A 25,855-nucleotide genomic window follows, 5' to 3' on the forward strand; every position below is an offset into this window, starting at 1 on the left:
TAATATGTAAATCTGATTTTTTAAAAAAATAATAAATGCCTGGTCATCGCAATTGCGTAATACGCCTATAAACATGGGAACCATCACTTTTTATTATTTCTAAATTGTTTTTTATATTAAAGTCTCGTTAAAATCATTGCTACTTTTTCATTTTCTTTTTGGTTGTTTGGTTATTAGTCGTATCACCTCTGCCCGTAATGTTAAAAGTATTTGCTTTTGATCTTCTGCCTGCTTTTTCAGTATATTGATATCGTTTTGCTGGACAATCAGGGCTTTATCTTTTTGAATCAGATGCAAGGTCAACTCTTCTATCTTTTTCAATAGCAATAGATTCATTTCACCAATCTCCATCCCATCACGTTCGAATTCCGCAGCTGATGGTACCTCAGGCAGGTGTTTGTTCTTTTTAATATAATTTTCCAATTCATTCAGCGTTCCGAGTTTATATTCCTTTTCAAAAACATAATCTGGTGCACCCTGGCCATCCACGCGGATCTCATTAGCTTTAATTTTACCATTAACGGTTAATTTTTCACTTGGTGTAGAAGTACCAATTCCAATATTGCCGTTTGGCCATATGGTCATTCTGGTCTTTAACCCATCGCCATCACGGGTGTAAAATTTCAAACCTCCTCTGTCCACATACTGGCCAGTTCCGTAATAAGCTTCTACCCTTGCATTTTCCAGGGCAAAATTAGAATTAAAGAAACCCAAGCTACCATAATCACGGTCAACCCCTGTATTATTGGGATTAGGGGTATCTGCCTTACTCAATGCTAAATTGCTATAGGTATGGTTATCTCTTGCAGTAACGCTGGCAAATGTTTCTCCTTGTGATGGAATTCCAAGAAAGTTACGAACGCTGGTTACATCAAATTTTCGAACGAATTCATCTCCTGAAGAGGCAAAAATGCCTGTAAGTCCCGTCGCACCAACCTCAAGCATTGCCTGAGTTCTAAAATAGTTTGCCTTTAAATGCCCTCCTTCGTCTCTTCTGGCCATCGTGTAAGGATTAGCATCATAAGCAAACCCTATAAAAGCTGAATTCCCAAGTTCCGAAACCAAGGCTAAACGATCCCAAGGTGTATGTTGTATACCGGCACCCCAATCCCAGTTATTTCTTACCCATACAGCATTACTTGCAGTTTCAAACATTAGCTGGGCATTTCTGGAAGGCTGCCCTAAGCTGATTACCTTAAAATTAGAACTGGTTACTGTGCCATGTGGTGTGTTGGTTAAGAACCCTCCTGCTGTTTCAAATTCATATAAACCAGGTTCCTGATAAGTATTAAAATCTGTGTTCCCGGTAACATAAGTACTCAATGCATAAGGGCCAACAAATGTCCTCATAGAAACAACGGGTGGCGAATGATCTGTAGATACGCCGATATCCCGTAAAGAATAGATATCTATCTTATTTCGACCTGTCGTGTTATTTTTATTAATGGCTCCAGCATCGGCTAAGAAATGAACATTCTGTTGCGAAAATACAACAGTCGCATTGCAAATCAATATCATATAAAGCCATATTCCTTTGCTTTTCATTAGTTTTTATTTTTTATACTTTTTACCCTGCTATTTTTTTTCAATTCATCAATATCAGTTTGCTGTTTTCGGATTATTTTTTCCTGCGCGATCAAATGCAAGGTCAGCTCTTCTATCTTTTTCAATAGCAGCTTATTCATCTCGCCAACGGCCATTCCATCCCTTTCCAATTCCGCAGCTGATGGTACTTCAGGCAAGTGTTTGTTCTTTTTAATATAATTTTCCAATTCATTCAGCGTCCCAAGTTTGTATTTCTTTTCAAAAACATAATCTGGTGCACCCTGGCCATCTACACGGATCTCATTAGCTTTAATTTTTCCATTAACGGTTAATTTTTCTATTGGATTTAAGGTATTAATACCTACATTACCGTTACCAGCTATTATGATATCATCGCCGTAAAACCATTCGGTAGGTTTACCATTTTTATTAAAGGATCGGCGTGTACCCAAAATCATTTTCCCTGTAGCATCACCATTATTACTATTTCCAGCTACGGTAATAATCCTTCCCTGGCCCCATGGGTTACTTCCATCAACCGATGCTGGTACAACAAATTCTATTTGTGCACCCCGATCGGCTGTTCTTCCTCCTGTATTGGCCTGTACAACCAAGCCAGTACCAGCAAATTGATAGCTATTTCCACCATCAGTTGTAGCATATGCCCCACTAAGATGTAACAGACCTGCTGGTGTATTGGTACCAATTCCAACATTACCTACAGTAAAATAAGTTGGCGTAACATTATTATTCGCGAGTTGGATTACAGGATTACCTCCCCCATTTGCGCTGGTTATCCTAATTCCATTGCTAAAACGATGGGTGGCCCATCCGTCGTTTAAATCAACGATGTCTCCATCATCAGCAAGTTTTATTCCCCCTCCGGTAGTATTACCTTTTGATACCAACAGATTACCAGAAACAGCAATATCGCCATCGGCAACCTCTAATTTTGAGGTTGGATTAGGAGTGCCAATCCCGATAAAGCGGTTATTTGCCCGTATATGGAAAATATCATTATACTGTATACCATTATAGTGATTACTTATCGTAAAGTCTTCTCCAGAATAGTCAGAATAACCTAAAGCCCAGTTTCCATTATAATTCCCTCCAGATGGATCATTCTTCGCAAGACGTAATCCCGCCCAGCCATTCGGCTTAACAATCAATATCCCTTCACTCCACGCATCATATTTAGCCCTTATTTTCAAATTATCTTCAAAAATGCCATTACCGTTTACATGTAATCTGGCGTTGGCATTCATGGTGCCTAGTCCAAGGTTACCCGCCAAATCCAGATGAAGGCGGGGAATGCCCTGTGTGAATAATTTTATTCCTTGAAATCCTGATAAATAAACATACGGTGGAACATTGTCTACTTCGTTATACCAGCCTAAACTGTAATAAGATACATCTTTACCCAGGTAATTAAAACGATCCCAAAAGTTGTAAGCGACAGCTGGTTTATTTTCACCTGCTTCAAAAGTTTGGGCAAAACAACAGCTGTGAATATTGATCAAAAAAAAGATCGACAGAAAATACAGGAAAACACTCTTAAGTTGTTTGCCATAAAAAAAACAAAAACGGATTACGATCATCATTTTTTTATCACTTTGATTAATTAACGTTAGCTCAAAATTGCACTACTCAGCACGCTAACTGCAAACACTACCAATTACACAACTGGTGTTTTACCTATCTATTTATATTGGGTTAACAATCAAGATGTATACATTTTGTCTGTTTGTATAGTGGTGAAATTCTGTACTAATATGGGTGGAAAAAAACAAAATGCATATCTCTAAGCTAAGGCATTACACATAATGGATGTATTTATACTTTGAACAAGTTAAAATGTATGACGAAACTACATTTTTTACTAAGTCTGTTTTCTAACTCAACGTATACTTAAAATGAAATAATTTTGAAAGGCAACAATAGTCGGATATAATAACTATTTGAAAAAGAAGTTTCATTTCTTAATAGATTTTATTTTTCTCTCCAATTGAGTAATTTTTGAACGCTGAACATCTAAGATTCTGGCTCGTTCAGTATTTAGCTTATGTTCGTCTATAAGATAGAGAGTAAGTTCTTCTATTTTTTTGAGCAGCAACTTATTCATTTCACCAACGGCTATTCCGTCCCTTTCAAATTCCGCAGCTGATGGTACTTCAGGCAAGTGTTTGTTCTTTTTAATAAAATTTTCCAATTCATTCAGCGTTCCGAGTTTATATTTCTTTTCAAAAACATAATCTGGTGCACCCTGGCCATCCACACGGATTTCATTGGCCTTAATTTTACCATTAACGGTTAGTTTTTCGCTAGGTGTGGTTGTACCGATACCTACATTGCCTTTATGATATACATTGCCCATTGCATCGAAGGAATGATACAAATTTCCACTGTAGTTTCCACAGCTATAGCCTACGCACGAGTTTCCATAGATCCTGAAAGATTCCGTTTCGTCATCATTAAGCTGGAGTTCTAACCAATTTGTATTCGCTCCCCCCTGAACTTTCCTTAAACGGTAAGGATCGGAATCATCTCCTCCATCCGCATTTCGAAAAGCAATCTCCGGGGTACTAATAATCCCTCTCACATCGAAAGCTGTTGATGGCGATGAGGTACCAATTCCAATATTTCCATTTCCATTCATGGTCATCAGCTCTTTTTCAACGCCCTGATTATTATGGTTATAAAATGTAAATCCACCATTAGAACCAGCACCCTGGTTAGCAATAAAGCTCGCTTCACCCCTACCACCAGACCGGTTAGAACCGATTAACATTTTCCCTGTTCCGTTCAAATAGCCAAGATTTCCACTGGTTGAATTTGGATCAATGTTGCTCCCAAATACAGCAGTTCCCAAAACCTCAAATGCGCCAAGGGGGTTCTGCGTACCAATACCAAACCCGTTTGAGCCAAATAAGGTTGGGTGATGATTCCCATTAGACAATTGGATTACTGGCATCCCACCTGAATTTGCATCATTGATCCTAATTCCATAGCTAAAACGATGGGTGGCCCATCCGTCATTCAAGTCAACGATATCTCCATCATCGGCTAGCTTAATACCACCCCCGGTTGCATTGTCAGAAGAAACGTAAAGAGTGCCGGAAGATCTGATATGTCCTGCCACATCAAGTTTAAAAGCTGGATTTTGATTGCCTATGCCTATATTACCTGAAGGGGGCATAAAAAGCCCTTCAGTTGTCAGGTTGCTACCTCCCGGCTGCAAACCAAATGTGCTTGAGTTGTTTAAAAGACCTAAGCCATAAACCATATTGCCGTCTCTGATCAGCGAAATATGGAACAAGTTTCCCTGGTTAGCCGGGCGTGCAACTTGTAAAAAACCGTATCTGGATGGATCGTAAGCATCTCCGACATCAAGCGAAGAATTAATTCTGAGTCCATTATTGGTTATATTGCCACGATTAGTTACGCTTTGTAAAGTTTCCTGCGCATTTGATTGCAACAACCCACTAAAAATTGCTAAAACCGTACCAATAAATCTTAATTTTTGATTGCAGTTAGGTTTCATTTTTTCTTTATTTTATTTGCTCTGTATGATGGATTACTGTTTTTTTTATTGATAACCTAATGAAAACTGACTAAATGCATTACATTGAAAGTCAGTCAATGTATATGCATCATTTTTGTTTGAGAAGGATGGATAAATTATCATCGAAGATGAGCGAAATAAAATAAAAATCATATGCCCAGGTGCTACATTTACACATAAAGGCAGTTTTTGTATTATGAACAGTATAAAATGTATGATGAAACTGCTTTTTTTTTGTTATTTATCGATACAGATTATATATTTGGGTGAAATAGCTCTCTCCTATATGAAATTAAAGTGTATTGCAGTAGATGATGATCCTGCAAACTTAGATTTACTCTGTGATTATCTCAACTCGCTCGACGACTATGAACTTTTAGAAAGTTTTACAGACCCCATTAAAGCGATGAAACACATTACTGCAGGCGATAGTCTTGATATTGTTTTCATGGACATTGAGATGCCAGGTCTTTCAGGAATAGATTTAGCCAAGATTATCCGCGATAAAACAAGAAACCTGATTTTTACAACAGCACATTCCAGATACGCACTAGATGCATTTGAAATCGAAGCTGATGCTTTTCTCCTCAAACCCTTCTCTCTGGGCCATTTTGCTTCAGTGCTACATAAATTACACAGCAGGCGTTTGCTCTCCATCCCGGAGAAAAAAAATGATGAGCAGTATTTCTTTATTAAAAGTAAAAATGATAAATCAAAATTGGTAAAAATCAGGTTTGATGAAATTGTGGCAATAGAAAGCATTCAGAATTACATTTCGATATATACTACCCAAAAAACTGTTATTGCGCATATCACCCTTACAAAAATCAAAGAAATACTCAAGCATAATAGTTCATTTATTCAAATTCACAGGTCTTTTATCATTTCAAGAAACTATCTGGAGGAAATAGAAAATAATCTGGTGAGAATGAAAAACGATCTTTTACTAACCATTGGTGAAAATTACCGTGATGAACTTATCGGTTTCGTAAAAACAAAAACAATTAAAACCGGACGAAATTAATTAACATTAAGGTTATTTAAATTATAAAAGATAACCTGATGTAATGTATAAAAATTGTTAATATCTTAAAAAAGCACAACACTTCTCAATTTTGCCGTGTTACGAATGCAAATGTTCAATGACACATATTATGCTACCACTTCAAATCAAACTCAACTGAATATCATGCCGTGAAACTATTGACAGAGAACAAATGTTAGTGATAGTAAATATGAACAATGAGCGAAAAACAATCAACAGGCGCGCCGGGCGACCATTTGGCCAATGAACGTACTTTTTTAGCCTGGATCAGGACTAGTATAGCTGTTATGGGTTTTGGATTTGTAGTGGTAAAATTCTCCTTATTCATCAAGCAGATCTCGTTGGCCCTTGGAACTAAAGTTTCTGTGCACCAGACCGGCGATTCGAGAAAAATCGGGATATTGTTGGTTGCGCTTGGCACCATCACCATTATACTATCGTTTTTAAGGTATCAGAAAACGAAGTTTCAACTGGAAAAAGGGCTTTATTACCATTCTACAATATTTATTAAGGCAATTACCGTGATGATCTTTGCTGCCAGTATCGCGTTGCTTATTTATCTGATGAAAGCTGTTTCTTGACGTTCAATAAAATAAGACAATTAAAATATATAGAGCTGTAGGCCCTGCATTTTTATTGTATTGCTAGCAGCTAAACTAATAAATATCATTACTCTTCAATTCAACTTTAAATACAATCCTGTAAAAATATCATCGGTTCTGTCATTTTTCTTCCAAACAATATCATAGAAATCCAGTTTCCACTAGTGAGCAATCTGAGTGGACATCCTTAGCTATGGGAAAAAAGTATAAAATATTACGGCTCGTGTTGGGCGACCAGCTCAACACACAGCACTCCTGGTTTGAGAAGGCAGCGCCTGATACGTTGCACGTATTGATGGAAGTAAAAACAGAAACCAATTATGTTTGGCACCACATCCAGAAAGCATGTGCGTTTTTCGCAGCAATGGAAAACTTTGCCGAATGGTTAAACGCTAATGGATTTGAAACTATTTACCTGCAACTCGACGACCCGAAGAACAAACAAAATTTTTCAGATAACCTGAACTACTTAATAAAGAAATTCGGAATAACAGAATTCCACTATCAGTTGCCTGATGAATATCGGCTCGACCAGGAACTGAGTAAGTTCTGCAATAACTTAAATATCGCCAGCCGAGTTTTTGATACCGAGCACTTTTACACTGGCAGAACTGAGTTAGCAGATTTCTTTTCGGGTAAAAAAGAATTGTTGATGGAAAGTTTCTACCGGGCTATGCGTTTGAAACATCACATCTTGTTAGATGATGGCAACGATCCGCTGGGAGGCAAATGGAATTTCGACCAGGAAAACCGCAGGAAACTCCCTAAAAACCACCAACCAAACCCTCCCCTTTTATTTGATAACGATGTAAGCAAAACATATGAAAGAATAAGAACTGCAAAGATTAAGACCATTGGCAATGTAGATCCCAAAAATTTGCTCTGGCCTGTAAACAGGCATCAGTCTTTAAAACTTCTACGCTATTTCTGCGAAAATTGCCTTCCGCTATTTGGCACTTTCCAGGACGCGATGCATACCCAAGAATGGTCTCTTTATCATTCTCGCCTGTCTTTCAGTATGAACACCAAACTTATTTCACCGGTTGAGGTAGTCAACTTTGCGATTAACTACTGGAGGGAAAATAAGAAATCGATCACTATAAATCAGATAGAAGGGTTTGTTCGGCAGATTTTGGGCTGGCGTGAATACATGCGGGGGATTTACTGGATGAAAATGCCTGCATTTGAAAAAATGAACTTCTTTGACCATAACAGAAAACTTCCAAAATGGTACTGGACAGGAAAAACGGATATGAACTGTTTAAAACATTCCATTAACCAGTCTTTGGAATATGCCTATGCGCATCACATCCAGCGATTAATGATCACAGGAAATTTTGCGCTGCTTGCCGGCATCCATCCAGATGAAGTTGATTTTTGGTACCTGGGTATCTACATTGATGCGATACAGTGGGTAGAAATTACCAATACCAGAGGAATGAGCCAATATGCAGATGGCGGAATTACAGGTTCCAAACCCTATACCGCCACCGCAAACTACATCCATAAGATGAGCAATTACTGCGATAACTGCAAGTACGACCGAACAGAAAAAACCGGCGAAAATTCCTGCCCGTTTAACAGCCTGTATTGGGACTTCCATGATAGAAACCGAAACAAGCTTGGCAAAAACCGCCGGCTTTCTATGGTTTACCGGATCTGGGATAAAATGGATGCCAATTTGAGATCCGAGGTGCTGAAAAGAGCAGACTTTGTCTTAAAAAATCTGGACAATCTTTGATGTAACCACAAGTATAAATTGGAATGTGTAACAAGATTTAACATCACCGCATTTTCTTGTGGCTATAAAAAAGAAATGTCTGCTCAATAAATTACGATACAGCGTCATTAATTTTTAGCTGCTTATAATGCTCAATAAACCAGTTTAACACCTCGTTTCTATTCGATTCTTTATAAGCCAATACTACCTCTGTATTAATAGGAATGTCTTCAATTTCAATAAAAGATAAGTTTAGCTGTGCGTATTGCTTTTTTAACGACAACGGTAAAATAGAAACACCCAAACCCGCCTCCACCAACTGTAATATCGAGTGTACATTGTTAGCCTCATGCGTAATATCAGGCGTGAAGCCCAATCTCTGGCAAATTTCTATGAGTTTCTGGTTGTACTGTGGTGCAAATTCTTTATTGAAGAAAATAAACGGACGCTTACTTAAGTAGTCAGCAAGAGCATATCCATCAGCTATTTGATGTTCTCTTAAAGGCGTAACCACCACGAAAGGGTCAAAAAACAGAGAATCTACCCTCAGTTCTTCGGATAAGACCGGTGCTCTCAAAATCCCAACATCTAAATCGCCATGTTCCAGCGCCTTAATCTGGGCGAGTGTAGGCACTTCAAATAAACTCGTTTTTAAGTAGGGAAATTCCTGATGCATCAACTTTAAAATTTCGGCAAGCTGCGATTGGTAAACCGAGCTGATATAACCGATCTTAAATTCGCCGCTAACACCTTTATGGATTTTACGCACCACTTCTTTACTTTCTGCAAGCTTGGCGAATAAAGCGTCTACTTCACTTTTAAAATATTTACCGGCATTTGTTAAGGCCACTCTTTTATTATTCCTCACCAATAACATTACGTCGAGTTCCTCTTCCAATTCCTTAATCTGCCTGCTTAAGGGCGGTTGCGAAATAAAGAGCTTCGTTGCCGCTTTGGTAAAATGCAGTTCTTCTGCAACAGTTTTAAAATACAAAAGGTGTCGTAGCTCCATATTCACAATACTTATTAGGTATCAATAATTGCAAAATTTGATATTTTACAAATATGATAAACCGTAATAACTTTACAAAAAATCAAAAACATGAATCAAGATTATTCGCATAAAGCAACAAACGATGAGATAAAAACAAGGTTCCACAGCGATGTTGAACGTTTCTCCAATCTGGAAAGCGGTCAGCAAACCACCATTGATGCACCGTTAACAATGGAACTTTGCACCGAAGCTGCTCAATACACTAATCCAAATGCTACTGAACTTTTAGATATCGGCTGTGGTGCGGGCAACTATACGTTGAAAATGCTGAGCAAAATCCAACACCTAAACTGTACCCTGAATGATTTAAGTTTACCGATGTTAACACGCGCAAAAGATAGGGTATCGGCGCAAACCACAGGAAAAATAACGCTGATACAGGACGATATGAGAAACCTGGATTTGCCCGACAACCATTTCGATATTGTACTGGCCGCAGCTACATTTCATCATTTACGTACCGATGCCGATTGGGAAATTGTTTTTACCAAGATTTACAAGGCTTTGAAGCCAGGTGGCAGTATCTGGATTTCAGACCTTATTGCGCACGACTCAGTGGTGATAGATAAACTTTTTCAGGATCAGTATAGGGCTTACCTGGAAAAACTTGGTGGTAAAGATTACAGACAAAAAGTACTAGATTATATTGAATATGAAGATACCCCACGGTCACTAAACTATCAACTGGGCTTATTGCAGAAAGTGGGTTTCAGCGTTACCGAAATTCTGCACAAAAACTCCTATTTTGCAGCATTTGGTGCAATAAAATAAAAAGTTTATACCAGGTGGAGGATCACCGATATCTGGTATATCCTTATCAGAAAGAATACTTTATGTTTTCATTACAACAGAAATCGAAAAATAAATCGGGTAAAATATGAAAGTAGCAATGTCAATTATCGGATGGTCTGGGGTGGTATTTTGCACGCTGGCATACCTTTTTTTAAGTATGAAATTAATCCGTTCCGATTCATTTTCTTTTCAGGCCCTCAACATTCTGGGCGGATTGTGTTTAGCAATAACTGCGTTAAACACAAACGATCTACCCAATGCTGTCGCAAATGTACTCTGGATGTCTATTGGTTTGTATGCTTTAAGCAAGCAGTTTAGCAAGCAGGATCAGAAAGTGCCTTAGTCGGAGGTATGCAAAGCAGATCATAAGCTTTCTGCTTATAATAGGCTAATCGCTCCGAATAAGCTTTTTTATCATTTTCCAACGAAAGATAAAAATAAGCGCCGTCAACCATTACAAAAATGAAATCGGCTGCAACCTTTGGGTCGTTTACATTTGTAATGCACTGCGCATTGCACTGTTCAATCAACAACGCAAGTCCTTTGCGCAACGAATCCAGAATTAGCTTATACTTTTGCTTGATTTTTTTCTCCCTAAACGCCAAAGCATAAAAAGTATAAAACAAACCGTCATCAAAAAGCAGGTTCCATTTTTTAGAAAAAAGCATTTCAATCGTACTTTGCAAATCGCTTAAGGATGCTTTCTCTTTATTCTTTACAGTATAGATCAGTAAATACCGGTCAAGTATGTGGTCGATCAATTCGTAAGTGAGTCCTTCCTTGGTTTCAAAATAATGAATAATGAGGCTCGGGTTAATATCCATCACCTTTGCAATCTTGGCTATAGAGGTATTTTCGTAGCCCTCTTTTTTGGCCACCTGGTAAAATACCTTTATAATTTCCTGTCTCCTTGTCTCTTTTAGACTTTTACGTCCCATCGTGCAGCTAATTTAATGGGGCAAACTAATCAAAAGCGTTTGGATTCTGCAAATTTATTTTATTAAATATATTGAATGAACGTTCAATTAATATATTAATTGAACCTTAACCTATCCTTAATATGATATGTTCAACTTAGCACCGCTGAAAAGAGCTTATCATTCCAAATCAAACAACTAAATATTAAGAAAATGAAAAAAAGGCTAATCTGGATATTCATGCTATTGATTCTGTCTACAAGCGGCTTTGCACAAGGGATCGCAATAAAAGGCGTGGTTACTGATGCAAAGACAGGGGAAACGCTCCCTGCCGTAAACATTACTGTAAAAGGGACAAACCTGCATATCGCTACCAACAGTAATGGTATTTACACCTTAAGTAATGTAAAACCTGATGCCACACTTATATTTTCCTACATTGGCTACAAGCAACAGGAAATTTTGGTTAGTGGCCGGGCAAAAATCGATATTTCTTTATCTCCTGACTTTGCCAACCTCGATGAGGTAATGGTTATTGGTTTTGGAACCAAGAAAAAAATCAATGTTGCCGGCGCAATTGATCAGATTTCTGGCAAACAGCTCGAATCGAGACCTGTAAGCAATGTATTGCAGGGCTTACAGGGCATTAGTCCCGGACTCAATATCACTTACTCAGGCGGCGCGCCAGGCAGTGTACCCAACATCAATATCAGAGGCTATACTTCCATTAATGGTGGCTCGCCATTAATTGTTATCGATGGTATTCCTGCTACCAGCACTGATGATATGTTGCGCTTAACCCCTAGCGATATTACTTCGTTTACCGTATTGCGCGATGCGGCATCGGCAGCCATTTATGGCGCACGTGCTGCATTCGGTGTAATTCTGATTACCACTAAACAAGGTGTTGCTGGTAATAATACCATTAGTTACAATACTTTCCAATCATGGGCAAAGCCAACCTTACTACCCAGGCCGGTGACCGATCCCTATATTTTTTCGAGGGTATTAGAAACTGCTACAGATAACACTCCATGGGATTATGTAAATTATTCTGACGAATATTACCGCTGGGCGAAAGAAAGATCGGATAACCCTGCTATAGCCGATACCCGGTTAAATCCAACCGACCCTACCAAATGGGCCTATATGGGCAGTAACGACTGGTATGAATATTTTTTTAATCACTCTAGTTTATCTAAAAGCCATACCCTTACTTTTTCTGGTGGAGCTGCGGTAAACGAAAAGCCTTTAACCTACTACCTCTCTGCAGATTATACCAGAGATAATGGGTTAAATAAACTGACTGCAGATTACTGGGACCGTTATGGACTGAGGTCAAAAATTGGTTTTTCTCCACTTTCGTGGCTTAAAATAGATAATAACCTGAATATTTATCAAACTAAACGGGCACTTCCAAACGGAAACATTACGGACCTGTATTACCTGATGCCTACCGACGTAGCTACGAATCCTGATGGCACATGGGCGAATACCGCTGCCGGAAAACTAGCTGCAAAACTTGTAGATGGAGGAAATAACCTTCAAAATATGTTTGGTTTTCAGAATATTACGAGTGCAACAGCTTTATTTTTAAAAGGTGATCTTCAGGTAAACGCTGACGCTTCTTTTAAACGTGAACTCTGGAAAACGCATAATGACAGTAAAAAATACAAAATCGGCTATGGTCCGAATGATATCCGCGAAGAAGGTGGGACCGGTTCAGTAACCGAAAACAATGGTTACCTGTTTAATAACGCATTTAATATCTATAGCACTTATAAAAAGACGCTTGGCGACCATTTTTTCAGTGCAATGGTAGGTTTTAATAGCGAAGACTACAGCTATTCTACTGTAAACGCGAGTAAAGACATTCTGATTTCTTCTTCTCTACCGTACCTATCGCTCACCAGTGGAACGGCTACTGCTAGTGCAGGTTATTCCGCTTATGCTACCAATAGTGCATTTTCGAGATTAAATTACACGTACAAAAACAGGTACATCCTGGAAGCTACAGGAAGGTACGATGGTTCATCGCGGTTTCCTGTAAATAGGCGCTGGGGATTCTTTCCTTCAGCTTCTTTGGCCTGGATAGCAAGTGGAGAAGATTTCTTTAAGATACTATCGCCTGTAGTATCTACCTTTAAACTTCGAACCTCATATGGAGAACTTGGCAATCAGGGTGCTCTTCCAAACGATAACGTAGCAAACTTTGGTTATATCCAATCACTGGTAACTGGTACTTCTGGTTATTTAATTGGAGGAAGTGGCCAGAACCAGGTGATCAATGGTGCCCCTGGATTAAACGTAGACCCACGAACCTATACATGGGAAAGAATATCTACCTTAAATATGGGTACCGATATTGGTCTGTTGAACGATAAACTTTCTTTCACTTTCGATTATTATATCCGTGATACCAAAGGAATGCTTACTGCAGGACAGGAACTTCCAGGGGTGTTAGGCACAGGTGTACCACGTCAGAATTCTGCCGATCTTCGTACCAAAGGATGGGAACTTTCAGTAACTTACCGAGACAGGTTTGAACTGGGTTCAAAACCTTTCAGCTTTGATACTAAAATATTCCTGGCCGATTCTAAAGCTAAAATTACCAGATTTAAAAATGATCAGAACCTGTTTTCAAATTACCGCGAGGGGCAAACACTCGGAGAAATCTGGGGATTACAGAATGATGGGGTTTTCCGTAGTAAAGCAGAAATTGCTGCTTTAGATGAATCTGCCATTATTCCATGGGGCGCCCTCTCCATTGTTGAAGGATGGCCAAAATATGTAGACCTAGATGGAAATAAGAAAATTGAAAGGGGTTTAAGTTCAAACGATCCGAAAGATTTAAAAATTATCGGTAACAGTGCTGACCGTTATACGATCGGTGCCAATCTGAATATGGATTGGGGTGGTTTTGATGTTTCTGTATTTTTGCAGGGCGTATTAAAAAGAGATTTTTATCCTCATCACTATCTTTTCTGGGGGCCTTACCAGCAGCCGTATGCCAACGTTTATCCATGGAACCTAGATTTTTACCGTGGAGCAGCTGATTCGCCGGAACAAAGAGCCAAACACTCCGCTTCATATATTGCCGCGGGCCTTGCTGATGCCAATACCGATTCTCAATATCCGGTATTACAATCTTGGCTTGCCGATGCCAATTATGGATCGGGTTTAGATATTCCCCAGACTAAATATTTATTAAACGGTGCTTACCTGAGGATCAAAAACGTATCGTTTGGTTATACCTTACCGGTTCAGTGGACCAAAAAGTTTCATGTAAACCGTCTTCGCGTATTTGTGACCGGAGAAAACCTGTATGAGTTCTCTTCTATCAAGAAATTTATTGATCCGGAAGCGGTTAACCAGGGACCAAGTGCCTGGGCATATCCTTATCAACGGAGATATGCCTTCGGTTTAAACCTCGATTTTTAATTTTTGGATCTATCATAATTAAATCATTAGAAAATGAAAAAGTATATATATATCGTGTTTATTGCAGTTGCAGGTATGCTCGCAGCCTGTAAAAAAGCAGGGCTTGATCGTTTCCCTCAAACCTCCGTCTCCCCTGGCCTCTTTTTTAACACAGAAAGTGATCTTTCGCTCTATATCAATGGCCTACTCTCTCAGCCAGACCGCAGTACTTACCTTAATGATCAGAGTACGGATAACGTATCCACTACAGCAGCAGTTGAGATAAAAAATATTATGGGAGGAAATGCGACCGCCCAAAACATTACCACTGGCTGGAGCTGGAGCAGGTTAAGAAACATTAACTATTTTCTAGAGAATTGCGGAAAAGCACAGGTTTCTGCTGCCGTTAAAAACCACTACGCGGGTTTAGCCAGGTATTACCGCGCTGAATTCTATTTAGATAAAGTTAAGCGTTTCTCTGACGTACCCTGGTATTCAGGTACATTGGAACCTAGTGATGATGCACTCTACAAAGCCCGGGATCCAAGGACGTTGATTGCCGACAGTATCATGGCAGATTTAGATTTTGCCTATAAAAATGTAAGGGAGAGTGTTCCGGTAGGTACTCCGGGAAAATGGGCAGTGGCCACTTTATATGCGCGGGCAGCACTTTATGAGGGCACTTATCGTAAATACCATAACGAACTCAATTTAAGCGGCTCAGCAAATGCATTTTTAGAAACTGCAGCAAGAATTTCAGGAGAAATCATCGCCAGCAAAAAGTTTAACATTTACAACACCGGAAAACCGGAACAAGATTATGCAACGCTTTTCTCCAGTCAGGATTTAACAGCCAATAGCGAAGTGATTTTAGTTAACATCTTTGACCTGAGTAAAAACAAAAGCCAGAATGTAAATTCTACCGTCTTTGGCGATTATGAGCAGGCACCAGCCAAGAACCTGTTAGAAACTTACTTAATGAAAGATGGAACGAGGTTTACAGATGTAGCAAACTACACGCAGCTGGGTTTTGTGACAGAATTTAAAAACAGAGATCCGCGGATGTCGCAAACAATGGTTTACCCGGGCTGGATCAGGGTACCCGATCCTACCCCCTATATCCAGCGTTTAAACAAAAATTTTACAGGTTATCATCAGTTGAAAGGTTATGTAAACAGCACTGATAACGCGATCTTAAACGGTGTAGATTTTCCGGTATACCGCTATGCAGAAATCCTGTTAACTTATGCTGAAGCGCTTGCTGAATTGGGCACCTTAACGCAGGCCCAGCTCGACCAATCGATAAATCTTCTTCGTAAAAGAGCGGGTCTGCCTGATCTTAATCTGGCAGCGGCTAATGCCAATCCAGATCCGGTATTGCAGTTACAGTATCCAAATGTTGCGGCCAATGCAGGTGTTATACTTGAAATCAGAAGGGAACGAAGGGTAGAATATGCTTTCGAAAACATGCGCTTTGATGATTTAATGCGTTGGAAGGTGGGCAAACTGCTAACCAAAAGTCCGGAAGGCATGTATTTTGCCGGATTGGGCAAATACGACCTTACCGGTGATGGTGTTGATGACATCATGCTGATTGACAGAACGGCCACTATCCCTGGTGAAGACCAGAAAGAAAAAAATTCGCTTGGGGTAAAACTTATTTATTACCGTGCAGGACTTATCGGTACTGATGCAACGGTTTATTTGAAGAATGGCAACAACGGCGGTAATATTGTAACAGAAAATGTGACCAGAAACTTCGAAGAACCCAAATTCTATTACCGCCCTATTCCGCAGCAACAAGTCATCCTGAATCCTAAACTGAAACAAATTTTTGGCTGGTAATGATGGCAGAAATAACGAGAAGGTCTTTAATAAAGGCAATAGGAATATCGGCAGGAACGGCATTTTTGGGCGCATTGCCCAGTCTGGCTTCAGAAACGCTTACAGATAAACCGAAAGGTAAGAAGCTGGTGCTTACTGTGCCACACATTACTGATGTTCATATCCGTGCAGGAGAAAATGCCCCATTGCGATTCAAAGCATGTTTAAATCAGATAATCAGCAAACATAAAGTTGATTTCTTCTTAAACGGAGGAGATTCCATTAATGATGCTTCTTATGATAATGTGGTACGCGATCAGGTAACTGAACAATGGGATATTTGGGATGAATGCACTAAGGTGATCGATAAATACAAAATATACAGTTGTATTGGCAATCACGATATCTGGTGGAAAGCGCCTGCAACAGACGATGAAATGTATGGAAAGAACTATGTGGTAAAACGGCTGAAAATTCCTAATCGCTACTACAGTTTCTCTAAAAAAAACTGGCACTTTATTATCGTTGACGGCAACAACAGCAAAATTTCTCTTGATGATGAACAGTATAACTGGCTTGAGCAGGAATTAAAAAACCTGCCTGCCGGCACACCTACGCTGATCATGTCACACTATCCGATCCTGGGCACCACCCAGGTATTGGTTGGCGGCGGACATTCGGATTGTAAAAAACTGAAGAATCTCTTCTACAAACATCGCGATAAGGTAAAAATCTGCCTGAGCGGACACAACCATCTCTCTGATCAAACGGTATACAATGGTATTCAATACTGCTGCAATGGAGCCATGAGTGGTTTTTGGTGGGGCAAAGGCGATGCAGAATCAGAAGGCCCCGGTTATTACCAGGAAACGCCACCCGGATATGCATTGCTTAAAATGTACGATGACGGAACAGTTGAAAACGAATATTTCCCACACACTTTCTAATCACAAAACGATGTTACTAAGGACCATTATTTTTACCTGCTTTTTTCCTTTATCGCTATCGGCACTTGCTCAAAACGGGCCACGAAAGGTGGTTTATGTTATCGCCGATGGTATCCCTGCCGATGTAATAGAACGATTGGAATTACCTAATTTCAAGAAAATCATCTCTACAGGTTCCTATTCGCGCATGCATGTGGGCGGAGATAAAGCAAGTTATAACGAAACACCAACTATATCTGCTGTGGGTTATAATAGCTTGCTTACCGGCACCTGGGTAAACAAGCATAACGTACCTGATAATGATATCAAAGCTCCAAATTATAATTATCAGCATATTTTCAGGCTTTTCAAAAATCAATACCCTGATAAAAAAACAGCTATTTTCTCCAGCTGGACTGACAACCGAACCAAACTACTTGGCGATGGTCTTCCCGAAACCGGAAACTTTAAGCCCGATTTTGTAGCTGATGGTTTTGAGTTAGATACTGTCCGCTTTAAACATGATAAAAAAGCTGACTATATGCATTTTATTGATGAGGAAGTGGTTAAACGAGCTGCTAATACCATTCATGATCAAGCACCTGATCTATCATGGGTATACCTGGAATATACGGATGATATGGGCCATCGCTATGGTGATAGTCCGGAGTTTTATAAGGCTGTTGAGATGCTGGACAAACAAATGGGCCATATTTGGGATGCCATTAATTACCGTCAACAGCGATTTAAAGAAGATTGGCTGATTGTAATCACAACCGATCATGGACGTGATGAAAAAACAGGTCGCGGACATGGCGGACAATCTGATCGTCAGCGTTCTACCTGGATGGTAAGTAATTATAAAAACCTGAATACTTATGCGCAATACTTCGATCTTAGTATAGTAGATATTATGCCTTCCATTGCTGGTTATCTGAATATAAAACTTCCAAAAAGTGTAGAACAGGAAATTGATGGTACTTCATTTATTGGCCCGGTATCCATATCCGCACTCAAGGCAAATTATGTACAAAACCACTTAGACATCACCTGGAAGGCATTGGAAAAAAAGGGAAAAGTAAAAATCTGGCTGGCAACCACTAATGCGTTTAAAACCGGTGGAAAAGATGATTATCATTTACTGGGAGAGGTTGACATTAATCAGCAACATTATCTGGCCGACCTTAATAACGATCCATCCCCATATTATAAACTAGTGGTTGAAGCACCAGACAATACGCTTAACAAATGGATAAGTGTTAAATAATTAATTTCATTCCGAAAAATTCATATTCCTAAGCCCTATATCTGATCTTAAGCGATCAGCTATAAGGCTTTTTTAATTACTTATGGCGCTTATTCTAATTGATAAAATAATAAGATATGTCCTTAAATTTTAAATATTCGTACCTTTAAACCAATTTTTAAGAGCTTTAGACCTTTTTTGAAAGCTGTTCCTGATCGAAATTTGTAGTCAAAAATTTCATTAATGCGATTTATCAACAATTTGATTTTCGCTGATCATCAATCCAAATTCATCAAGGTGGCTAATCATCAAATCACATCAAACCCAAAAGGTTTTAGAACTGCCCTTCTCCGGCTTATTATTTATAGTGCATTCATTTACCTGCTTGCCGAATTTCTTAAATGGAATGTACAACATGAAGCAACAAGCAATAAGTTTAGCGAAGATTCTGCAGTAGAATATATTCAGAGCCTATTGCTACTAATAAGTTCAATCATTTTTCTCTATATATCATTTAAATATAAATCCATATTTCCACTTTCGTTCGCCTTATTTGCTTTTATGATGGCCTCTTTTATCAGAGAACAGGATGCTTTTTTAGACGAGCATATTTATGACGGTGCCTGGCAAACCGGAGCTTTTGGTCTCCTCATACTGGCCACCTTGCTTATTTACCGGAAGAAAGCGCTGTTTTTCTGCAACTTAAATGATTTTGTACACCAGTTCTCTTTCGGGATCCTACTCTCGGGTATTGTTACCACCTACATTTTTGCACGCCTATACGGAAGAAAAGTTTTTTGGATGGCCGTTATGGAAACGCAATACATTCGCGATGTGAAAAATGTATCAGAAGAGTCTCTTGAACTTTTTGGCTATACCCTGATTCTGGTTGCAAGCATAGAGTTCTATCTGTTGGTTAGGGCAAAAAGCAACCATATGGAATCAGAAGTACAAAAAAGTCCATCATCCTTCCCTATTTCTGCCTGATTATTACTTAAAACTTATCCAATACGCAGTCTATCTACTGATCGCTGTTATCATAACTGCTACAAATTCTTTCAACCTGGTAATACGCATTAGATAATGAAATGAAATTATTCCCAAAAATGCACAGATTACTCCAGCTAATACATCAAACGTATAATGATGACTGGTATAAACAGCTGAAAACCAGATCCCAAACATGACGGTTAAAAAGAAAATATTAATTATTCCTAAACGATTTTTTAAGCCGTAATAAACCACAATAACCGGATAGGATGAATGCAGCGATGGCATGGCGGCAAACACATTGGAACCTTTACTGTATATCCCCTGAAAAAGTGTAATGTTGAAATAATGATCAAAACGGGCCAGGCCTGCAGTATTCCCTACTGTTTTGGCTATAAATTCGAAGCCATGTTCCTGCACATACCATGGTGGAGCCGCAGGAAAGGCATAGTAAACCACAAAACCCAATAAATTTACCCATACAAAGGTAAGTGAGAAATATATAAACTGGTCCTTATTCTTAAAGAAAAGATAAGTGGCAAATGCCAGCGGAACAGGTACCCACATCAGGTAGAATAGCCCTGTTAACACATCCAAAAAAGTAGTGCTATTTATTTTCCAATATTCGTTAGGCGTAAGTATTAATCCGTGATAGTTAATGCCAAAAGTATTTTTTTCCAGATTGTATAAATCTTCAATATGCACGGTATTAAAAAGATAGTTTGGAAAAGCTTTCATGTAATCAAACAGGATCCAGTACACAATAAAGATGGAAAAACCGAGAATAAACTGCCTTGTTCGTGCAGAAATATAAAACAGGGCATTAAAGATAAAAATCAGTACCAACTGATCAGTTTTAAAGCCGACCAGTAATACTGATAACAACAGATATCCAACAGATATAGCAGCTGTGAGATAAATATTGCGGATATTATTAAAGCTTTTTTTAAGCGATGGTTGTTGCTGCATACTACTTTTTATCAAAGTTAGACCTGAAAACGTGGTCCCAGAAAGTCCAGCTTACGCCATAACCTTTGGTCGAATCAGAGTAGTGATGAAGCATGTGATGCTGCTTTAGCTTTTTCCAGAAACCACTTTTAAAATTAGCATGGTGAAGTGCATAATGCACCATATCGTAAAACAGGTAACCAATCATAAAACCTGAAAAAAACGGATAAACGATGGTATCAGGCAACAACCAATCGAAAAGGAAGTAAAAACCCAGTGCCATTGGAATACTGGCGGAGGGTGGCATGACCAAACGCTTGGCATCATTAGGGTAATCGTGATGCACCCCATGAAAAATAAAGTGGATCTTTTTACCCCATTCGGCTTCGGGTTCAAAATGAAAAACATAGCGGTGCAGGACGTATTCGGTGATGGTCCAGATACCCAGGCCAAGCAAAAACCATCCTGTAAAACTTAAAGCCGTCATGTTTATTTCCCAGAGTGCTTTCCAAAACAGAAAGGCAATAACCGGAACATATACGATTAATGGTACGTAAAACTGGACTTTTGATAGACTCTCCAAAAAGTCGTTTTTGAACATCCTGATGGATGCGGTTGAATTGGAAACAAAATTCTTTTTCATTGTAATTATTTAATTGGCTTTCAGCTCCACTCATTTAATCGTCATCCTGAACTTCCGCCCGGCCAGTCGGACGGGTATTTCAGGATCTTCTTCCCAAACAATCTGTCAATATAAAATACGCTATCCTTAAAGATTCTTCGTTACACTCAGAATGACAACTCACTCTTATTCAATCGCCATCACGACTGAAGCGCAGCGAAATGCCCGCCTGTGCGGACAGGCCTGCCCGTACAGGCGGGGAGAGATCTATATCGTTAGATTTTGCTTCGCAGAGCCTTCGGGTTCTCGATTCCGTTATAGTTCACTCGAGACGATTCGAGAGAGATTGCTTCGTCGGCTGAAAAAGCCTTCCCGCAATGACGGAATGGATAAGAACACCACCCGCAAAACGCCTAACGCTAAACCTTAATCCTTTCTACTAACACTTTCGACGGCTCCGAAGCATCAAAACCTTTTATTTCAACATATTTTACATTAGGAAACCAGAATGTGCCCCCTTCAATCCGAAGGAATATCCGTTCCAGCTGCATTTTTTTATTGTTTATGGTGGCAAAAACATGGTATTTCTTATCTACAGCAGATTTATTCAGGTACATCGGCAGCTTTTTATGTGAAGTAAACCGCAATTCAAACTGGCCATTCCCTAAGTTTTTACTAATAATGCCATAAGCAAATTTCCGCTGAATATAACTGAGTTCTTTCTTTTCACCCTGGTCTCCGTAACGCATCCAAAATACATTTACGGGTTGCTCTTTATTCACTTCTCCATGTTTGTCTACATTTAACTGGCAAATGATGGTATTGGTATTTGGATCGCGCTGTAAATAAAACAATTGATTAGGAATATCTTTTGGGGTTGGGAAAGTAAGCGGCGAAGGATCTGATCCCTGCGCATTTGCGGTAAAAGAAAGCACACCACTTAAACCGCTGATCAGAAACAGTCCTGCAATTAATGCCGCTTTGTTGTTTCCCTTTCTCTCGCTAAACTCCTGAGCTTCCAGGCCTTTTTTAGCCTCTTGCAGGCGTTTAACAGCTGTGATATTGGTCAATACCGCCATTATGGCGATTGGCATGGTAAAAACCGACATGGTTTCGAATACATGGAAAGAAAGCCCTGGCACGTAAACCTTGTAATCGCCACCAATAAAATGACCGGTGATACCGCAGGTTATGGCGAAAACACCAATCGTTACCACGCGTTCGGGGCGCTGCATTAAACCTCCCTTACATTCTACCCCCAGTCCTTCGGCCCTTGCCCGGGTATAACTCACCATCATCGAACCAATAAGGGCAATAAACGCAAACAGCGAACTTAAAAAGTAATGATGTGCCACTAAGTAATAACAGATGCCCAAAAACATAATCATTTCGCTGTAACGGTCGAGTACCGAATCGTACAAGGCTCCAAATTTCGAACTCATATTGCCTAAACGGGCCACCTGGCCATCGAGCATATCAAACAGACCAGCAAAAAGCACCAAAGCCCCTCCCCAACCGATGTACGACATATCGCCACGATTTGATTTTTCGGCACCGAGTACAAAAATGACAGCTACACCGATATTCAGGATCAACCCGATTGTGGTAACAGCATTAGGCGTTAAACCGATCTTGATCAATCCCTTTACAAAAGGGTTGATCACCTTATATATTCCTTGTTGCAGGCTGTCTCTTAATTTTTTTTCCATAACCTATTTTTAAAAATCAAATTTTACCCTTGCCCTTATTCCCCATTCTGAAACTTCCGGATGATTGAGATAGTTAAAGCGTTTCACCAGATCGACCCTTAAGAGTTTAAAGATATTGCCCACACCAACGCTACCTTCCATATAAGGATCGTTGCCCAATGCATAAGTACGCTGCGCCCCGTTTTCGTAAATTGGCAACTGATATAAACCCGTTTGTAAGTTTGGATTATTTTCATTCCTCAAACCACCATACAAGGCTTTAAACGACACCACCTCCCTTAATTTTAAACGTTTTAGCAGTGGCACTTTGTTAAAAAAGAAGCCGTTGAAATTATGGTCGATATTGATGCTCACATAATGATCACTCACAAACTCCAGGAAGTTCATCAGATTGTATGAGTTAAGCTGATAAGCATAAGTTTGGTTGGCACGGTGGATATCCAATAAAGGAAAGGGCACCTTCCCGGAGATGTAGCTGCCTTCTACTGTTACATCGCTGTAGCCCAACTGCGATAGATAAAAGCGTTTATCAATACTACCCAATAGGTTGTGGTAATTATATTCACCGCCCAGCAAACCTTTTAAACCAGCCGTATAACGTAAATTAAATACCGGGTAACGATCGGCAATGGGTACACGATAAATTTTGCCCTGGTAAAACTTTTCGTTCGGGGCGTACCTCAACTGTACAGAAACCTCGCTGGTGGTTAAGCGGTTGATCATCTGATTATTTTCATTCAGGTAATTTAACCCGCCAGCCGGTGTCTGGCTCCACTTCTTAAAACCCAGGTTGACTGAAAAGTGGTTTTCGAACTCCTTCACATAATCCAGGCGATAAAAATCGTTGTACAACAGCATATCGTTTACCCCACGTTTAAACGAGAGCAGGAAGTTATCTTCCTGAACAAACTGCAACTCTTGTCCGGGTATTTTGGTATCGCGCTGAAAGCTGGCCCTAACGTAATGTTGAGGGAATGCGTAGATCGATTTATTGTTCAGTGAATAGGTACCGGAAAGGAAAAACTTCCATTTCTCATCTTTAATGCCATAAGCCAGATAGTTTTCGAAATAATAACGTTTGCTCAATTCTGGAGTGGTTCGGCCACCAAACCGCAGCCTTAAACCTTCTACATTGTTAAAACTGTAAAAGGTATTTACCGGACCAATTTCGTAAGGGCCAAGGTTCTGATAACCTGCAAACAAAAGGGTCACAATTTTCATGGTCCGTTTAAAAGATGGCAGATTTTGCAGGGTATCGATATTACCGTAAATTTTCAACTGGTTGCTGGAAATGGTATCTAACCTGTTTTTCTCCCAAAATGTGTTATCTTTTTTTGCTGCATCGGCCAGTACAACGGTACTTTTCCCTTGAAAAATAGTATCGGGCAGCGCCGTATCAAACTGGTAATCTTTAAAAGTAACGCTACGCTCACCCGTGAAGCCAATGCCTTTGGTTTTACCGATTCCAAAATCGGCCAGTAAATTACTTTTGCTCAAACTGTATTTGCCTTTATCATTCGGCTCAAAATTCAGATCGATTTTTAGTGCGCGCACAAAGTTGAGGTTGATATTTTTGTTTACCCCAAAAGAAGCTCCGGTAACCGCGTAATGATTGTCATTGGTGACGTAAATTTTTCCCTCGAACAACATATCTCCGGTATTGCGCGGGGTAAAAGACAGTTCTATAATTTCAGGTTTCTGTGTTTTGAGGGTATCAGTAATGAAAAACTTATAAAAGGAAGGTGCACCATCAGCAATCGGACTTAAAAATTCATTACTGATTACGGAAATGTTGTTTTTGTAGATATCAATATCCTGATACATTCTGTCGAAATAGGTTTTTAATCCCTTATTATCAATGTAACGGTTATCAAACTGAACCTGTTTCTCTCCGATTATGATGGTTTTGTTCTTTTCCGGATTTTTGCTCAGGTAATGATCAGACAGTTGCTCCTGAATATAAATCGGAAGAAGATTTTTCCCACCAATCAATGTCGAATCCTGCTCCTGAAACAAAAACTGGTAGTTCCTGAACATCTTTTTGTTTTTAAACTTATCCGAAACATTGCTCAGGGAGAACAGCATTTTTTCATATTGCCTGAAAGCAACCGTGTGATAACTTTTAATTCTGTTTTCCTCTTTATGGGCAATTACCTGGCGGATCAATTCCACCGCGGGATTATCTTTATTACGGTATTTTATTTTTTTCCCGCCCACAACGATCACTTCATCCAATACTCTCGAATCGGGTACCAAAACAACATCAAGTTCCTGCGTTGCAGCGGGTACCGTATTTTTAAATACGGTGCGATAACCTACATAATTAAAACTCAGCTCACTTTGTGGGTTTGGAGAAACAAGTGTGTATTTTCCGTTGGCGTCTGTCTGCGTACCAATTTGCGTATCTTTAAAAAAAACCGAAACATTGGGCAACGTTTCTTTGGTTACGGCATCGCGTACCGTACCAGATACCACTGTCCTCTGGCCAAAAGCATTTACCAGCAACATAAACATGAGCGCTACGGATAATAAAAATGAATAAATCGCTTTCATTTAATTGGAAAAAATAAACTGCTTTTGCATGATATAATTGTAGCTGATACCCGTTAAAACGGAACTCAAAACTTTGGCTAATACGTAATTGAGGTTAAAAAAACGGGTGAGTACAAATACAGCCGCGGTTACGATAATCAGGTTGCCTGCCCATACCAAAATATATTTCAATATCTGCCATTTAATGGCTGAAGATTCACTTTCAAATACCCATTTGCGGTTTACGTAGAAATTGACTACCCCACCCGCAACCGTACCCGTAATGCTTGCGGCCAGATACCACCAGCCGAAAAGATTTTCGGTCATAATGGTCACCCCGAAGTCTGTTGCCGAGGCCACCAAGGATGATGCCTGTGCTTTTAGAAAAGTGAACAGCATGG

At 39.5% G+C, this 25,855-nt stretch carries 20 protein-coding genes; 10 read left to right on the forward strand and 10 right to left on the reverse strand.

Annotated features, from left to right (window positions below; all coding sequences use genetic code 11):
• Positions 1-147: 147 nt before the first annotated feature.
• From QZ738_RS05215 to QZ738_RS05225, 3 genes are all read right to left on the reverse strand, one after another.
• Positions 148-1,545, reverse strand: coding sequence for a hypothetical protein (locus tag QZ738_RS05215; protein WP_293785346.1), 1,398 nt, complete (start codon positions 1,543-1,545; stop codon positions 148-150).
• A complete protein-coding gene (locus QZ738_RS05220; protein WP_293785377.1) occupies positions 1,545-3,146 on the reverse strand; it encodes a hypothetical protein in 1,602 nt (533 codons plus the stop codon). Before QZ738_RS05220 ends, QZ738_RS05215 begins: the two co-directional genes overlap by 1 nt.
• Positions 3,147-3,517: 371 nt before the next feature.
• Positions 3,518-5,086 (reverse strand): tail fiber protein, encoded by a 1,569-nt coding sequence (locus QZ738_RS05225; protein ID WP_293785378.1) that lies wholly within the window; start codon positions 5,084-5,086, stop codon positions 3,518-3,520.
• A gap of 307 nt (positions 5,087-5,393) precedes the next feature.
• On the opposite strand from QZ738_RS05225, the gene QZ738_RS05230 reads away from it, so the two are divergent.
• The 3 genes from QZ738_RS05230 to QZ738_RS05240 all read left to right on the forward strand — a co-directional run bounded on the left by QZ738_RS05230 (position 5,394) and on the right by QZ738_RS05240 (position 8,495).
• Positions 5,394-6,131, forward strand: a complete 738-nt coding sequence (locus QZ738_RS05230) for a LytTR family DNA-binding domain-containing protein (protein WP_293785379.1) — start codon at positions 5,394-5,396, stop codon at positions 6,129-6,131.
• Between the two features lie 218 nt (positions 6,132-6,349).
• Positions 6,350-6,733, forward strand: coding sequence for a DUF202 domain-containing protein (locus tag QZ738_RS05235; RefSeq protein ID WP_293785380.1), 384 nt, complete (start codon positions 6,350-6,352; stop codon positions 6,731-6,733).
• 214 nt (positions 6,734-6,947) lie between these two features.
• Entirely contained in the window at positions 6,948-8,495 is a 1,548-nt protein-coding gene (locus tag QZ738_RS05240; RefSeq protein WP_293785381.1) for a cryptochrome/photolyase family protein, read from the forward strand.
• Between the two features lie 91 nt (positions 8,496-8,586).
• Here the strand turns inward: QZ738_RS05240 and QZ738_RS05245 are convergent, their stop codons facing one another.
• Complete coding sequence (locus QZ738_RS05245; protein ID WP_293785382.1) at positions 8,587-9,486, reverse strand: LysR family transcriptional regulator; 900 nt, start codon at positions 9,484-9,486, stop codon at positions 8,587-8,589.
• A 90-nt stretch (positions 9,487-9,576) separates the two neighbouring features.
• Between QZ738_RS05245 and QZ738_RS05250 the strand changes: the two genes are divergently transcribed.
• Positions 9,577-10,299: a class I SAM-dependent methyltransferase gene (locus QZ738_RS05250; protein ID WP_293785383.1), complete on the forward strand. Its 723-nt coding sequence runs from the start codon at positions 9,577-9,579 to the stop codon at positions 10,297-10,299.
• Between the two features lie 106 nt (positions 10,300-10,405).
• Positions 10,406-10,663, forward strand: coding sequence for a hypothetical protein (locus QZ738_RS05255; protein WP_293785384.1), 258 nt, complete (start codon positions 10,406-10,408; stop codon positions 10,661-10,663).
• Here QZ738_RS05255 and QZ738_RS05260 read toward each other — a convergent pair.
• Positions 10,635-11,258, reverse strand: a complete 624-nt coding sequence (locus QZ738_RS05260) for a TetR family transcriptional regulator (protein ID WP_293785386.1) — start codon at positions 11,256-11,258, stop codon at positions 10,635-10,637. The two genes, QZ738_RS05255 and QZ738_RS05260, sit on opposite strands and share 29 nt — an antisense overlap.
• Before the next feature lie 192 nt (positions 11,259-11,450).
• On the opposite strand from QZ738_RS05260, the gene QZ738_RS05265 reads away from it, so the two are divergent.
• From QZ738_RS05265 to QZ738_RS05285, 5 genes are all read left to right on the forward strand, one after another.
• The gene (locus QZ738_RS05265) at positions 11,451-14,678 is read left to right on the forward strand and encodes a TonB-dependent receptor (RefSeq protein WP_293785388.1); all 3,228 of its coding nucleotides are present in this window, start codon (positions 11,451-11,453) and stop codon (positions 14,676-14,678) included.
• A gap of 33 nt (positions 14,679-14,711) precedes the next feature.
• Positions 14,712-16,502, forward strand: a complete 1,791-nt coding sequence (locus tag QZ738_RS05270; protein ID WP_293785390.1) for a RagB/SusD family nutrient uptake outer membrane protein — start codon at positions 14,712-14,714, stop codon at positions 16,500-16,502.
• Entirely contained in the window at positions 16,502-17,428 is a 927-nt protein-coding gene (locus tag QZ738_RS05275) for a metallophosphoesterase (RefSeq protein WP_293785392.1), read from the forward strand. The genes QZ738_RS05270 and QZ738_RS05275 overlap by 1 nt, the downstream gene beginning before the upstream one ends.
• A gap of 10 nt (positions 17,429-17,438) precedes the next feature.
• Positions 17,439-18,674, forward strand: a complete 1,236-nt coding sequence (locus tag QZ738_RS05280) for an alkaline phosphatase family protein (RefSeq protein ID WP_293785394.1) — start codon at positions 17,439-17,441, stop codon at positions 18,672-18,674.
• A gap of 222 nt (positions 18,675-18,896) precedes the next feature.
• Entirely contained in the window at positions 18,897-19,640 is a 744-nt protein-coding gene (locus QZ738_RS05285) for a hypothetical protein (protein WP_293785396.1), read from the forward strand.
• Between the two features lie 30 nt (positions 19,641-19,670).
• Here the strand turns inward: QZ738_RS05285 and QZ738_RS05290 are convergent, their stop codons facing one another.
• From QZ738_RS05290 to QZ738_RS05310, 5 genes are all read right to left on the reverse strand, one after another.
• On the reverse strand, positions 19,671-20,612 hold the full coding sequence (locus QZ738_RS05290) for a phosphatase PAP2 family protein (RefSeq protein WP_293785398.1): 942 nt from the start codon (positions 20,610-20,612) through the stop codon (positions 19,671-19,673).
• Position 20,613: 1 nt separating this feature from the next.
• On the reverse strand, positions 20,614-21,234 hold the full coding sequence (locus tag QZ738_RS05295) for a sterol desaturase family protein (protein ID WP_293785400.1): 621 nt from the start codon (positions 21,232-21,234) through the stop codon (positions 20,614-20,616).
• A gap of 398 nt (positions 21,235-21,632) precedes the next feature.
• A complete protein-coding gene (locus QZ738_RS05300; protein WP_293785402.1) occupies positions 21,633-22,922 on the reverse strand; it encodes a DUF4833 domain-containing protein in 1,290 nt (429 codons plus the stop codon).
• 9 nt (positions 22,923-22,931) lie between these two features.
• Complete coding sequence (locus tag QZ738_RS05305) at positions 22,932-25,475, reverse strand: DUF5686 and carboxypeptidase-like regulatory domain-containing protein (protein WP_293785404.1); 2,544 nt, start codon at positions 25,473-25,475, stop codon at positions 22,932-22,934.
• Entirely contained in the window at positions 25,476-25,853 is a 378-nt protein-coding gene (locus QZ738_RS05310) for a GtrA family protein (RefSeq protein WP_293785406.1), read from the reverse strand.
• Positions 25,854-25,855: the final 2 nt, after the last annotated feature.

Source organism: uncultured Pedobacter sp. (genome assembly GCF_913776295.1).
Classification (GTDB): domain Bacteria; phylum Bacteroidota; class Bacteroidia; order Sphingobacteriales; family Sphingobacteriaceae; genus Pedobacter.